This is a genomic window from Lysinibacillus sp. NPDC093197, assembly GCF_044754025.1.
Lineage (GTDB): Bacteria > Bacillota > Bacilli > Bacillales_A > Planococcaceae > Lysinibacillus.
The window spans coordinates 552,783-565,602 of the sequence record NZ_JBIVOH010000001.1 but is presented as its reverse complement, the minus strand read 5'-3'; the positions used below and the strand labels follow the sequence as shown (position 1 = coordinate 565,602).

Below are 12,820 nucleotides of genomic sequence, written 5' to 3'. Positions count from 1 at the left end.
GAGATTAGGATGGGAAACAAAAGATTTTTTTATACATATTTTTGTAAATAATACAATTATAGATTCGACTTAGCAGTGGAGTTATGTATGTCTTGACATTGGGGAAGCTCCAGCAATTCCTCTGTTTGACAGAAGTCTCAGGAGCTTACCTTATTGAGCACCCTTCTTTTTCTTATTTTTAAAGCTCTTAATAGTCGTCTTTAAGGAAGCATAATTTCCGATGGCTGCGTATCCATAAAAAAAGCCCATAAATACACCAGCTAAAAAATTATGTTTATGGCTAATAAAAATAGAAATAATTAAACCTAATACTAGCGCGATTGCTGGGACATATTTAGGCTGAATAGGAAAAAATATTTTCAATAATTGTGTAATGATCATAACAACTGGAACGGCAATTACAGCATCCCAAAAATTTGTATGAATAATTGGAAAGTCCATTTTTATACACCTCTTTTACGAATTAAAGTAATGCTGAATAATAGTTAGATTTCCCAGACTTAAAAATTTTATGCACTTGTAGTTGAGGTGTTTACAAAGTGAGCTTTATTCAATTTTAAACAATCAATAAAGGAAACACGCAAAGGTGCTTCCTTATACAGCCTAACTTTATTAATAATAGGAACCATTTTGATACATGTATGGATAATGGTAAGGATTAAAGTTGTATTGAGGATGTGTTTGCATTGAAGTTGGTGAGGTAATGGAAGGTTGATTGCAATTATTTGCAGGTCCGATATAAGTTGAAGGAACAACAGGGGCGATTGTTTGCTTCCATAAGTTTTCATCTAAGCAATAAGTGTGTGCCATTATATTCGAAGGCGTAAATTTCAAAATATCCGAACCTAAAATAACTTCTGGTGTAGGTGCATCAAAAATTGCTAGTATGTGCGTGTTATCTGCACTCGCGACGATATAATGCCACCATCCTTGTGGAATGTTTGCTACCTGTCCTGGTTTTATTGGGTAGTTTTGAATTTGTTTAGTGAAAGGATTTAAAATGGAAACGGTAGCAGCCCCAGAAATACAATAAACAAGCTCTGCTGCATTTTGATGATAATGTGGCTCTACAACGTTATTCGCACTTAAAAAAATATCAAGTAGAGAAACATTTTCTAGACTATTTAATTGAGCAATACCAAGAATGTTTATGTAGTTCTGATTATCCTTTCTAAAAAGTGGACTTGTATTTACATCAAACGTAAACTGTGTGGATGGAGATGTGTAATCATTGGGCAAATCAATACATCCTTCCTTCATATATTTCTCATGTTCATCAATATCACAGTTTATGACAAATGATATTTGTGCATTAAACGATTGCCTAATGGAGTTAGTTAAATAAACGAAAACCTCTCCCTTTTATTTGCGAGAGGTTTTACGCTATCTGTTAGCAGAGGTCAATCCAGCCTCAGTTTCTGTTAACTCGTTGTAACGAAACGAATAGTTCTATGATAGTGGTAGGGAGTATGATGAAACTAGCCTCTTGTTTTTAATAGTAAATAGATAAAGTAAGGTGCACCTAATATGGCTAACACGATGCCAACGGGTAATTCCGCAGGAGCAATAATGATTCGGCTAATAGTATCAGCCATTAACAAAAGCAAAGCACCAATTAATGCACTAAATGGAATCACCCGATAATGCAAACTGCCTACTAATTTTTTTGCTATATGAGGTGCAATTAACCCTAAAAATGTAAGTCCACCCCCAACAGCAACACAGGCGCCTGCTAGAAGCACGGCCAATACTAGAAGTCTTTTACGTTCTTTTGTTACGTTAATACCGACTCCAATAGCGGTCATCTCATTCAATGCTAAAATATCCAGTACGCGTGCTTTATAACAAGCAAAGGGAATTAACACCACTATCCAAGGAAGTAACGCGAGCACAAATGTCCAAGTACTGCCCCAAATAGATCCCGATAGCCAGACGAGAGTTCTAGTAAAATCGATAGGTTCCATGCGAAGTTGGAAAATGGTGATGCCTGCACTAAACGCAGCATTAATGCCAACTCCAACTAAGAGCATGCGCGACGGAGAAACCTGTCCTCTTTTATAAGCTAAAAAATAAATGGTGGATGCTGCAAAGAGTGCACCGATTAAGGCGATTATGGGCATAAAAAAGACAGACATCCATGAGCTAGAAAATAACAATCCTTGAATAAAGAATGTATACAACACAATAGCAAACCCTGCACCGGCGTTAATGCCTAGAATGCCTGGGTCTGCTAGCGGGTTTTTTGAAATACTTTGTAGGATGACACCTGACACAGCAACACCAAACCCAACAAGGATGGCCATGCAAATACGGGGGAAGCGGAAGCTAAAGATTGTTAAAGTATTATCTGGGGAACCGTTCCCTAGCAAAGTTTGAAGAAAACTTAAAATTGAAATTTTCATATACCCTGTATTCACACTAATGAATGCCACTACAAATAGCAGTAGCAAACATATCACGATGTAAATAGAAAAACGATGTGTATGTTTACGTATTAAATTATGCATTATAAACCTCTTCCATCTTTACGAGCTAAATATAAGAAAAAGGGCACACCGATAATTGCAGTAACAGCACCTACTGGGGATTCAAAAGGACTCATGATGATCCGAGCTACAATATCCGCAATTAACAATAAGCAGCCACCTATAATGGCTGAAATAGGTAGTATCCAACGATAATCAACCCCCACGATTGCACGAACGATATGTGGCACAACTAAACCAACAAAACCAATAATACCTGCAATGGAAACGGCTGCACCTGTTAATAAAAGCACAGTAACTGTACAAAGCATACGTATAACTGTTGTTCGTTGACCAAGCCCTGTTGCTACTTCTTCACCTAAACTCATAACAGAAATTGATTTTGCTAATATCATTGCCAGCAGTAAGCCAATGATGACAAATGGAATAGCGACCTTTATATGTATTGGCTGAATAGAAGAAAGACTACCTGCATACCAATAACTTAAATCTTTAGCAATATCGTACTTCAGACCAATTGCTGTAGATAGTGCAATTAGAAAAGCAGAAATGGCAGCGCCAGCTAATGCTAGTTTTACAGGTATAATGCCACCTTTTGCAACCGCAGTTAATGTAAATACTAGTGCGGCTCCAGCACCTGCACCAATAAATGAAAAAAGTATAAGCATAGGGAAACTAGGTGTTTGAAACAGCGTGTATGCAATAGATAACATAAAACCTGCACCTGAAGTAACCCCTAATATGGAAGGGGAGGCAAGGGCATTACGCGTAACACCTTGCATAATTGCTCCTGAAACAGCGAGGGCACTACCAACGAGAAGTCCAGCAACTGCACGTGGGATACGCAACTCATGTAAAATAACATGTTCATTATTAGTTTCATCGTAATGTAAAAGGCTATTCCATATTGTTTTATAAGTTAGTTCGTTGGCGCCAAATCGAATCGAAATGATAACTAATAAACAAATTAAACAACTGAATAGCAATAGAGTGAGAATATTATAAGTTACACGGTAATGATGTCTAACGAAAGCTAATGATTTTCTCTTCATCCATGTAAAAGCTCCTAGCATTGACATAATAAATTTTTTATTTTATTTTTTAAATGAGAATGATTTTCAATATCAATTAAATTATAACATAATCGTAGTTAGGAGGCATTAACATGATTTTAAAAACGAAGAAATGGGGATTAACATGTGCTAGTGTCTTAGCATTTATGCTAATGGGATGTGGAAATAACGAGACAAATACTGCTTCGCAAGATGATACAAAATCGGAGCATAAAATAGACCATGTTATCGAAACTCGAACACTAACAGATGCGATAGGCAATAAAGTAGAAGTTCCGTTTCACCCTAAGCGGGTCATTGCTTCTTACTTAGAGGATCACCTTGTCGCACTTGGAATAACACCAGTTGCACAATGGAGTGTTCGAGATGGTGCAAGCGTTCAAGATTACTTACAAGATACTTTGAAAGATGTTCCAACAATACCATTTGATTTACCGTTTGAAGCAGTACAAAGCTTTTCACCAGATTTGATTATTATGGACTCTGCCGCTATGGTGGAAGGTGATAAATATGCGCAATATAGCAAAATTGCACCAACTTATGTGATTGGAGCAGAAGAAAACAATGACTGGCGCGATGAACTTCTACGTGTTGGTGAAGTGTTTGAACAAAAAGATAAAGCACAACAAGTGTTAGATGACTATAATGCCAAAGTGAAAGAAGTAAAACAACAAATTCAGCAAAAGATTGGTAATATCTCAGCCGCAGCCATTTGGGTTGTTGGCGGGAAGTTTTTCATCGTTTCACAAAATCTTTCAAGCGGAGATGTGATGTACAATGATCTTGGCTTAGCTGTGCCATCTGTTGTACAAGAAATCTCAGCAAACGCGACAGCCAACTGGAATGAAATATCACTTGAAAAGCTTGTTACATTAGATGCAGATCATCTGTTTATTATCGATAGCGGTGATGATGCAAGTGTCAAAGCATTAAGTGAAAAATTATGGGGTACGATCCCAGCAGTCCAAGCTGGTAATGTACATAGTCTGCCAAAAGATTCTAGTTGGTTATATACAGGCGCAATTGCCAATACGAAAATCGTTGATGATATTGTCAATGCTTTAACAAAATAAATTTGAATGTGATTCCGCGAAAGGAGGAGTGAATCCCGCGGAAGGAGAGCACGATTCTGCGAAATGAGGAGGGAATCCCGCGGAAGGAGAGAACAATTCCGCGAAGTGAGGAGGGAATCCTGCGGAAGGAGAGAACAATTCCGCGAAGTGAGGAGGGAATCCCGCGGAAGGAGGGAACAATTCCGCGAAGTGAGAACGGAATCCCGCGGAAGGAGAGCACAATTCCGCGAAATGAGAACAATCCAGCGAAACCAAACAAGACATAGATATGTATAGATTATCACTTCGCTTTCATCTTCAGAATTTACTTGAGAGTTTAGAATTAACCATAAAACCAAGTTTTTGCGATAACGATTACTACGATGACATATTTTATTGTGATATAAATTTAAATTAGTACTTTTTGGAAAAATATAATATAATTGACAAGATTGTTCATATCTAGAGCTGGTCTGTAAATATTTACACGTTCATTCCTCAAATAAAAATTTTTTGAACTCCGGTTGTATCCCACATAAGAATACAAGTATAGACATATAAATAAAGGTAGTGGAAAACTACGAGCTTCTAAACATTGATAGAATCATATCTAGTAGTTTCTATTGACTCATAAAAAATAAAAAAACTTAAGAAATTCTTAAGTTTCAGCTAAGGAAAAAATTAAGATTTATTTTCTATAATATAAAAAAAAGGAAATAACGAAACCATTTGAAGAATTAAAACGTATTGGTATTAATAGAACATTATTGAAGTAGGTGAGGATATGGCACATACCATTTACATAGTATTAACTAAAACAGGTACTTTACTATCGAAGGCGATAGGTATGTACACTGGAAAAGAGATGAATCATGCATCGATCGCCTTTGATGATGGACTCTTTGATATGTATAGCTTTGGGCGAAGACAGCTAAATAATCCTTTAAGTGGTGGGTTTTTACGAGAAAATGCTGAATCTGGACTTTTTGAGTGTGCTGATTGTGTCATTTATCGCTGTCGAGTATCGTCCTATCAGTACTTAGAAATGATTAGAATTGTGCGTTATATGTATTGCAATCGAGATCGTTATAAATATAATTTTATCGGGCTATTTGGTGTGATGATGCAAAAAGAAGTGCGCAGAGAACGTGCGTATTTTTGCTCACAGTTTGTAGCTACTCTTTTAAAAATAGGTGGACTAAAGATTTATCAAAATCCAGCGTTGATGACACCAGATTGTATTGCACAGTTGCCATATTTAGAGGAAATCTTTGCTGGAAAACTAGCAGATTATTTACAAGATGTTCGTCAACCAGCAATGTTGTATGGATAAATTTTTCTCATCTGACGTGATTGACGTTTTTCTGATATAATAATTTATTAGACTACGAGATGAGGTGATAAAAGTGCAAATTGTTATAGTTGAGGGTGTTCCATATGTTTGGCTACATCAGTTACAAGCAATTCATGCACATGTATTTGATGGTGCACACCTTAAGCTTGAAAAACTAGAAGACAAGAAAGAACTTCTTTGTATATTTGCAGTTGAAAAAGAAGAAATAGTCGGATTTAAACTAGGTTATACACATCCTGATGGCGTTTTTTATAGCTGGCTAGGGGGCGTCGACGAAAAGATGCGTGGTCAAGGAATTGCAAGTCAGTTGATGAGATATCAACATGAAAAAGTGCAAGCGCTTGGCTTTAATAAAGTTCGTACATACGGTAGAAACGAGCGGAAAGCAATGCTCATCACAAATATAAAACATGGTTTTGACATTATTTCAACCTTTGTAGATGAAAAAGGACGACATAAAATAGTATTTGAAAAATTATTGAATTGAGGAGTTTATAATGAAGGCATATTTAGCAAACGGGTTATTTTCTTTAGGGGATCGTTTAGTGAATGAACGATTAGCATCGGCAATTCGACAAGCGATACCGGATATTGAATTATATGTACCACAGGAGAATGATGCAATAAATGATAAGACAGCGTATGCGGATAGTTTGGCAATTGCAGAGGCTGATTTAGCTATGTTACAAAAGAGCGATGTATTAGTCGCCGTATTAGATGGCGTCGAAATTGACTCTGGTGTTGCAGCTGAAATAGGGGCATTTGCTATGCTCAACCGTCCAATCGTTGGGGTATTTACAGATGTCCGTCAACAAGGGCGTGAAAATATGATGAAAATAGAAGCTCTTATTCGTGATGGGATTGAAAATCAATTCGTCTACCGTAATTTATTTGTCATCGGTTTAATAAAACGCAACGGTGTCATTACTTCCTCTATTAACGATGCTGTATTAGCGGTTCAGGAATTCCAACAATAAGGAGGATTGCAAATGCTTTTAACAACAACGGATGTTGTTGCTGGAAAAGAAATTGAAGAAACATTAGGTTTAGTCAAGGGCAATTCAGTTCAATCAAGAAATATTGGACGCGATATGATGGCGGGGCTTCGTAATATTGTTGGTGGCGAAATGAAAGAGTATGCAGAAATGCTCGTTCGCTCAAGAGAAATTGCTACAAATGCTATGGAGGAAGAAGCTAAACGCCTAGGTGCGGATGCGATAGTGGCAATTAGATATTCGACATCATCCGTAATGGATGGCACCTCCGAGGTTTTAGCCTATGGTACTGCAGTAAAATTAAAAAAATGACTTTAACAGAGGACTTCAGTCTAAGATTGAAGTCCTTTTAGTTTTAAATATTGATAATAATAACAAATACGTGGTCTGTCTGTCTATGAAGTGTATGTAATAGTAAAATTATTAATGAACTAATTATCCCAAATATATAGAAAATTCGTAGTTAAAAGGACTAATAATGTCCATCTCGTTTTGTATAATAAGAGGGTAACTATGTAGAAAGAGTGGGATATATGGTGGATTCACAACAAAATAAAGGCTATCGTGTCATTTCGATGTTTGATAGATTGATGGATGGCCAAGGCATAAGCAAAAAGCAAGAAGCATTTACACATCAGGTTGGTGAAAAAACCATACAACGGGATTTAGATCAAATAAGAGTGTATATTGAAAAAGCTAAATTAGATTGTCATTTAAAATATGTGCGAACAGAAAAACTGTATAAGCTGACGAAAACAGGAGAAAATGTTTTATCGAAAGAACAAGTGCTGGCGATTGTTAAAATACTAATCGAATCAAGAGCACTTTTAAAATCAGAAATGAGCGACATCATCGATAAGCTAATTTCAATTGTTGCAGCGGATAAACAAGAGTTTATTCATAATATCATATTAAATGAAAAGCATTTATACGTTGATTTAAATCATAAAAAATCTCTTTTACATTTAATTTGGGTAATTTCAGAGGCTATTCAGAAGAAAAAAATAATTAAAATTGATTATTTACGTGAAAGTGAATCAATCCCTTCACAAAAAATATTAAAACCTCTCGGTGTTATTTTCTCAGAATACTATTTTTATCTTATTGCTTATGATAGTAAACATGAGAAGGATTTACCGATTGTCTATCGCATCGACCGCATCCAACATTTTCTGGAGTTAGATAAGAAATTTCAAATCCCTTACTCAGAGCGCTTTCAGGAAGGTGAATTTCGCAAACGTATTCAATTTATGGATGCAGGTGAGCTAATGCATATTAAATTTATGTTTAAAGGGCGCTCACCGCAAGCAGTTTTAGATCGTTTGCCAACAGCCAAAATTTTGTCAAATAAAGCTGGGGAATGCTTATTTGAAGCGGAAGTTTTTGGGCGTGGTATTAAAATGTGGCTGCTTAGTCAAGGTGAAAATATTGAAGTGTTAGAGCCACTTGAGCTAAGAGAGGAAATGATTGAAACAATCCAATCCATGCAACAAAATTATCTTTACATGTAAGCATGAAAACATGATTAAAAAACGATTCCCTTGCCGACTATAGTAAAAAGGGGGATTTAAGATGTATTCACTTTCAAATTTTAAATTACTAGTAGAGAAACAGGAAGAAATCGATGCAATTTATCAAAATTGTGATGAATTAAAAATAACAACTGTTGAACCAAAAATCTCCTCTGAAGTTGAGCATTTTTTTGAATGTAGTAAAAAGCATTTAGAAAGCCAAGGATTTAAAGTGACAGTGACAACATCAAAGCTAAATGCACAATATAAGCAAGCGTTTATTACTATCGACAAGCATTCTAAAGACTTAGAGGAATGTATTTTTATTAATTTAAATAATTATGTAGAAGATCAGTTATCGATTATGTTGGACATTGAATCACAACAATCCCAACAAATCATTACATATAACAAAGATGGCTTTTCATCGGCTTTAGATCAAGTAACTGAAAAGTTAAATCGAGCGAAAAATCTCCAAAATGCTTGTCGAGCCACGAAGCTTATTTATAAAAACAATCAAAATAATATTTTCCATTCTGCTGATGAGGCAATAAACTTTTATTTTAAATAATACGGGACGTAAAAATTAATAAGTGAATTTAGCATACTAGGAGTAGTTCTAGTATGCTATTTTTAATTTTTCACCAGTACATACGTGTTACTATCAATACTATCATTTGTTTGCGCATCCTCATTTTTTTAAAAGAAAAGTTCTGGAAGAAGGAATTTTTACGAAATTTGAAGAATTAAGGTTAGGATAAAGGAGGAGTTACATGTTTCCGATTATAGAGACAGAAAGATTAATATTAAGAGAAATAACGTCTGAAGATGCTTCGGACCTTTTACGCTGTTTTTCAAATACTCATGTTACACAATATTATGGAATAGATACATTTACGACAATAGAACAAGCTGAAAAACTAATTGAATCCTTTTCACAAAGCTACAAGGAAAAGAGAGGCATTCGATGGGGGATAGAAAGAAAAGAAGCGAAAGGTATGATTGGCACAATTGGCTTCAATGCTTGGTCACCTAATCATAAGCGGGCAGAAGTTGGCTATGAAATTCATCCTGATTACTGGAGAAAGGGCTATACGAAAGAAGCTATTACCGAAATTTTGTCTTATGGATTTGACAAGATGGAGCTAAATCGGATTGGGGCAATTGTTTTTATCGAAAATGTGGCATCGAATCAATTACTAACGACAATGGGTTTTCACAATGAAGGAATTTTAAAAGATTATATGTATCAGCAAGGAAAACCACATGATACATACGTATATGCGATTTTTAAAGATAATTAATAATTATCCAGATGAAAGAAACGAGCCCAAATTCACCTTTTCAAGGTGAGCTTGGACTCAAGTGAGTCTATTGTTCATTTAGTCTTTAGTCAAAGCTAATAGAAAGTTGTCTCTATGTGATTCTTCTTGCATTTTGTTATCGACTAACATGGCACCATATTTCACATTTGTCATGCTGGGATCTACTAAAAATTGAACATTTACTTTAGCATCCTTGTTGTTGATAGGACAATCCCCTTTGAATTCCACAACATCTTGTCCCTTTTGTGTTTCAAAATATAGCCAATATGGATTTTGACAAGAAGATGCAAAAGCTGTTTCTAATGATTTGTTACTATTTTCAATTGAATAGTTTTTGACATATGTAATATATTCATTATCTGTTATATCTTTTTGTGGACCGTAAAAATACCAAAACAGCCCTAAAATGCCGATTGGAATTATCCACAAAATATTACGCTTACTCAATTTCCCCATTTCCCATCCCCCTTATAACCATATTTTATCATCTCGGCACTCTTATTTGCTAGCTCAATATAATATTTTCTAGGTTAAACTTTTTTCTTGTTGACTGTAACTTGAAGTGGGAGAGAAGTTGTTTTCCTCAAAAGTGAAATTAAACAGACAAATAGGGTTTTTCCGTTTTTTACTAACTTCATCTTGTAAATAAAAAAGACCATCTCAAATGAGATGGAACCTTTTTTTAGCACCCTGTTAAAAAATAAAACTTAAGAATGCAATGCACGATGAACAAAATATTTCGCATGCTCTGCGTCTTTTTTCTTAACAGAAACAATATATTGTTTATCATAATTACTGTTCATTCCAAAACTTCCATAGTTACCTCTCCTAGTACCATGTCCAATCCATTGTGTTGAGGGGTCAACTACTTTATAGGTATATTTTATGCCTTCACTGTTTAAGATGGCTCTTACCTTTGATAATTCTTCCATTGAATATCCAATATACACATCTTCTTTATTAAAGAAAAACATAACTATCCCCCTTTTAATAATTCTACCATATGTTTCCACTATTTTTCCGCAATCATGTTTCGTTAGTTGGAGTAGAAAACGTTGCGTACCTCTTGATAATTAATAAAACAAAGCGATAGTTGGGAATCCTATTAATTTGCTAGTGAAAATTATATATTTGATGAAGGGTGTTCCGAGTACGAAGACATTAGATATTTTATATCGTTTAAAGTAAAATAGTGGTAGGGTATTCATTAACTCAACTAATCCGATTAGTTGAGTTTTCCGTTTTTATAAAAACGCTATTCAAATATTTAAAAGAAGATGTGATTATTTAATGGGTAAAATTGCTATTTTAGCTGAAAAGCCATCGCAGGCAAGAGCTTATGCTGATGCATTTAAAATTAAACATAAAGAGAAAACGTTTATAGAGTTAGAGCCATGTGCTACATTTCCAGATGGAGCAGTTATTAGTTGGGGGATTGGTCATCTCGTCGAATTAAAGGAACCTAAGGAATATAAAAAGGAATGGGAGAAGTGGTCATTAGATTCACTGCCGATTATCCTAGAAAAATATGAAGATAAAGTTGTTAGTAATATGTACACACAGTTTAATGCAATTAAAAAAATTTTCCATGATCCACAAGTGACAATGATTTATAATGGGTGTGATTCAGGAATATCTCTATAGATTTATATGTACAAAATTATAATTTTTATCCCTTTCGTTAATACGAAGAGGTTTTTGTATATTTGTGTAATTGTACAGAATTTCTTACATTATATCTTCGATAAAAAGATCATCTCTCTAGTTCTTAGGGAGATTTATTTGTTGGTTATTAATGTTAAAGTTGCTATCCTTAAATTGATATTAATGAATCGTAACAATTATATATAGAATTGCATAAGGAGTAGATTATAAAAATGGAGAACCGAAGAATTTTTTCATCAACATGGCATGACGGAAGAATCTATGATGCAAAAGATTTTTTTGCAAGAAATATTAATATTCCATTTCTATTTGTTATAGACACCAATTTTGCCATTATGATTCGAGAATTTGTCATGAATAAGGAAGAATTTATGAAAACTTATGGCAAGATGTATGACGATTTTATCGAAGCAATAAAATTAATACGAAATAATTTTTATAGAATTGTTTATCAATATTCCTGTGAAGAGGCTTCTAGAGATAAAAAAACAGGTAATCTAAATTTGGAGAAGTATAAAATAATGACAAAATGTTTTGAAAAGGTTTTTCAAATTGATGTTGATACAACTCCAATATCTGATATTAAAGAATTCACCACTCCAATTAATATGACAAAAGTGCCCTTGCTAAAAAATAATGGATTATATAAGCATATATCAATAATTAACTATGTCATGCTTGTTAAAGCTTTTATGTTAAAGCATTATAATACGGAAAAAATAGATAAAGTAAAAATAATTTCATTTTTAGATTTCATGGAAAACGAAGTGAGAATATTTTCTCCAATTACCCAAACCTTTGCAATTCATTATTTTGGACAAGATTCAAATATATTAAAAGGAATAAAGAAAAGTAAAGGATACGAGTATATACTTAACAAGTTATATGCAGCAGCAATAGATTTAACAATTCCTACAATTGCAGCACAATTATCAGAGAAAACAGGATATATTGAAATACCGATTTTTGTATCTTTTGATCAAGGTCTTAACACAATTTTTGATTCTCTTTTAATTGAGAAATTAGGAGAAACTTCTTCAGGAAAAATAGTTCCTGTTTATACTCAAAAGATTTTCTATACTTCAGGTTGGAATAATGATGATATAAGACAACTAGTGGGATATGGTGAGAAATTACAGAAAAATAAACTACGTAAAGAAAGAAGAGAAATTAATGATATTTTTTTATTAGCAGAACAATTGGAGAAAGACTTACTCTCATTCATCCAATAATATCAACACAACACATATAAATATGGTCTTTGTAACCATTTTACAAATACTATTTACTTATACACTCTTCCAAACTAGTGAATTATAAACGAAAAATAAATATATGAAGACTTATCCGATGAAGCAT

The 12,820-nt window shown here is 34.2% G+C and carries 16 protein-coding genes; 10 read left to right on the top strand and 6 right to left on the bottom strand.

Going from position 1 to position 12,820, the window contains the following annotated elements; translation table 11 throughout:
• Positions 1 to 150: 150 nt before the first annotated feature.
• From ACIP9G_RS02915 to ACIP9G_RS02900, 4 genes are all read right to left on the bottom strand, one after another.
• Complete coding sequence (locus ACIP9G_RS02915; protein ID WP_340824105.1) at positions 151 to 441, bottom strand: hypothetical protein; 291 nt, start codon at positions 439 to 441, stop codon at positions 151 to 153.
• 171 nt (positions 442 to 612) lie between these two features.
• Entirely contained in the window at positions 613 to 1,260 is a 648-nt protein-coding gene (locus ACIP9G_RS02910) for a cupin domain-containing protein (RefSeq protein WP_340824106.1), read from the bottom strand.
• A 218-nt stretch (positions 1,261 to 1,478) separates the two neighbouring features.
• Entirely contained in the window at positions 1,479 to 2,507 is a 1,029-nt protein-coding gene (locus ACIP9G_RS02905) for a FecCD family ABC transporter permease (RefSeq protein ID WP_401017255.1), read from the bottom strand.
• Complete coding sequence (locus ACIP9G_RS02900) at positions 2,507 to 3,538, bottom strand: FecCD family ABC transporter permease (RefSeq protein WP_401017253.1); 1,032 nt, start codon at positions 3,536 to 3,538, stop codon at positions 2,507 to 2,509. Before ACIP9G_RS02900 ends, ACIP9G_RS02905 begins: the two co-directional genes overlap by 1 nt.
• A 113-nt stretch (positions 3,539 to 3,651) precedes the next feature.
• Here ACIP9G_RS02900 and ACIP9G_RS02895 point away from each other — a divergent pair, with 113 nt between their 5' ends.
• The 8 genes from ACIP9G_RS02895 to ACIP9G_RS02860 all read left to right on the top strand — a co-directional run bounded on the left by ACIP9G_RS02895 (position 3,652) and on the right by ACIP9G_RS02860 (position 9,775).
• Positions 3,652 to 4,632, top strand: coding sequence for an ABC transporter substrate-binding protein (locus ACIP9G_RS02895; RefSeq protein WP_401017251.1), 981 nt, complete (start codon positions 3,652 to 3,654; stop codon positions 4,630 to 4,632).
• 763 nt (positions 4,633 to 5,395) lie between these two features.
• Positions 5,396 to 5,944, top strand: coding sequence for a hypothetical protein (locus ACIP9G_RS02890; RefSeq protein ID WP_340824111.1), 549 nt, complete (start codon positions 5,396 to 5,398; stop codon positions 5,942 to 5,944).
• A gap of 73 nt (positions 5,945 to 6,017) precedes the next feature.
• Positions 6,018 to 6,452 carry a GNAT family N-acetyltransferase gene (locus ACIP9G_RS02885; RefSeq protein WP_401017250.1) on the top strand — a complete coding sequence of 145 codons (435 nt, stop codon included), beginning with the start codon at positions 6,018 to 6,020 and terminating at the stop codon, positions 6,450 to 6,452.
• Between the two features lie 10 nt (positions 6,453 to 6,462).
• Positions 6,463 to 6,942, top strand: coding sequence for a nucleoside 2-deoxyribosyltransferase (locus tag ACIP9G_RS02880; RefSeq protein ID WP_340824114.1), 480 nt, complete (start codon positions 6,463 to 6,465; stop codon positions 6,940 to 6,942).
• Positions 6,943 to 6,954: 12 nt separating this feature from the next.
• Positions 6,955 to 7,272 carry a YbjQ family protein gene (locus ACIP9G_RS02875; RefSeq protein ID WP_401017247.1) on the top strand — a complete coding sequence of 106 codons (318 nt, stop codon included), beginning with the start codon at positions 6,955 to 6,957 and terminating at the stop codon, positions 7,270 to 7,272.
• A gap of 221 nt (positions 7,273 to 7,493) precedes the next feature.
• Positions 7,494 to 8,471 (top strand): helix-turn-helix transcriptional regulator, encoded by a 978-nt coding sequence (locus ACIP9G_RS02870; protein WP_340824116.1) that lies wholly within the window; start codon positions 7,494 to 7,496, stop codon positions 8,469 to 8,471.
• Between the two features lie 61 nt (positions 8,472 to 8,532).
• Entirely contained in the window at positions 8,533 to 9,042 is a 510-nt protein-coding gene (locus tag ACIP9G_RS02865) for a hypothetical protein (protein ID WP_401017245.1), read from the top strand.
• 202 nt (positions 9,043 to 9,244) lie between these two features.
• Complete coding sequence (locus ACIP9G_RS02860; RefSeq protein ID WP_401017243.1) at positions 9,245 to 9,775, top strand: GNAT family N-acetyltransferase; 531 nt, start codon at positions 9,245 to 9,247, stop codon at positions 9,773 to 9,775.
• A 78-nt stretch (positions 9,776 to 9,853) separates the two neighbouring features.
• On the opposite strand, the gene ACIP9G_RS02855 is transcribed toward ACIP9G_RS02860, so the two are convergent.
• Entirely contained in the window at positions 9,854 to 10,252 is a 399-nt protein-coding gene (locus ACIP9G_RS02855; RefSeq protein ID WP_340824119.1) for a glucosamine 6-phosphate synthetase, read from the bottom strand.
• A 251-nt stretch (positions 10,253 to 10,503) separates the two neighbouring features.
• The gene (locus tag ACIP9G_RS02850) at positions 10,504 to 10,770 is read right to left on the bottom strand and encodes a hypothetical protein (protein WP_401017241.1); all 267 of its coding nucleotides are present in this window, start codon (positions 10,768 to 10,770) and stop codon (positions 10,504 to 10,506) included.
• Between the two features lie 316 nt (positions 10,771 to 11,086).
• On the opposite strand from ACIP9G_RS02850, the gene ACIP9G_RS02845 reads away from it, so the two are divergent.
• Positions 11,087 to 11,440, top strand: a complete 354-nt coding sequence (locus ACIP9G_RS02845) for a hypothetical protein (RefSeq protein WP_401017239.1) — start codon at positions 11,087 to 11,089, stop codon at positions 11,438 to 11,440.
• A gap of 233 nt (positions 11,441 to 11,673) precedes the next feature.
• Positions 11,674 to 12,693: a hypothetical protein gene (locus tag ACIP9G_RS02840; RefSeq protein ID WP_401017237.1), complete on the top strand. Its 1,020-nt coding sequence runs from the start codon at positions 11,674 to 11,676 to the stop codon at positions 12,691 to 12,693.
• The last annotated feature ends 127 nt before the right edge of the window (positions 12,694 to 12,820 follow it).

Excerpts from the sequence above, each read along its gene's own strand:
- ACIP9G_RS02865 (WP_401017245.1), top strand. The coding sequence starts at position 8,533 with ATGTATTCACTTTCAAATTTTAAATTACTAGTAGAGAAACAGGAAGAA.
- ACIP9G_RS02880 (WP_340824114.1), top strand. The coding sequence starts at position 6,463 with ATGAAGGCATATTTAGCAAACGGGTTATTTTCTTTAGGGGATCGTTTA.
- ACIP9G_RS02895 (WP_401017251.1), top strand. The coding sequence starts at position 3,652 with ATGATTTTAAAAACGAAGAAATGGGGATTAACATGTGCTAGTGTCTTA.
- ACIP9G_RS02845 (WP_401017239.1), top strand. The coding sequence starts at position 11,087 with ATGGGTAAAATTGCTATTTTAGCTGAAAAGCCATCGCAGGCAAGAGCT.
- ACIP9G_RS02860 (WP_401017243.1), top strand. The coding sequence starts at position 9,245 with ATGTTTCCGATTATAGAGACAGAAAGATTAATATTAAGAGAAATAACG.
- ACIP9G_RS02870 (WP_340824116.1), top strand. The coding sequence starts at position 7,494 with ATGGTGGATTCACAACAAAATAAAGGCTATCGTGTCATTTCGATGTTT.
- ACIP9G_RS02910 (WP_340824106.1), bottom strand. The coding sequence starts at position 1,260 with ATGAAGGAAGGATGTATTGATTTGCCCAATGATTACACATCTCCATCC.
- ACIP9G_RS02915 (WP_340824105.1), bottom strand. The coding sequence starts at position 441 with ATGGACTTTCCAATTATTCATACAAATTTTTGGGATGCTGTAATTGCC.
- ACIP9G_RS02850 (WP_401017241.1), bottom strand. The coding sequence starts at position 10,770 with ATGTTTTTCTTTAATAAAGAAGATGTGTATATTGGATATTCAATGGAA.
- ACIP9G_RS02900 (WP_401017253.1), bottom strand. The coding sequence starts at position 3,538 with ATGAAGAGAAAATCATTAGCTTTCGTTAGACATCATTACCGTGTAACT.
- ACIP9G_RS02855 (WP_340824119.1), bottom strand. The coding sequence starts at position 10,252 with ATGGGGAAATTGAGTAAGCGTAATATTTTGTGGATAATTCCAATCGGC.
- ACIP9G_RS02890 (WP_340824111.1), top strand. The coding sequence starts at position 5,396 with ATGGCACATACCATTTACATAGTATTAACTAAAACAGGTACTTTACTA.
- ACIP9G_RS02875 (WP_401017247.1), top strand. The coding sequence starts at position 6,955 with ATGCTTTTAACAACAACGGATGTTGTTGCTGGAAAAGAAATTGAAGAA.
- ACIP9G_RS02840 (WP_401017237.1), top strand. The coding sequence starts at position 11,674 with ATGGAGAACCGAAGAATTTTTTCATCAACATGGCATGACGGAAGAATC.
- ACIP9G_RS02905 (WP_401017255.1), bottom strand. The coding sequence starts at position 2,507 with ATGCATAATTTAATACGTAAACATACACATCGTTTTTCTATTTACATC.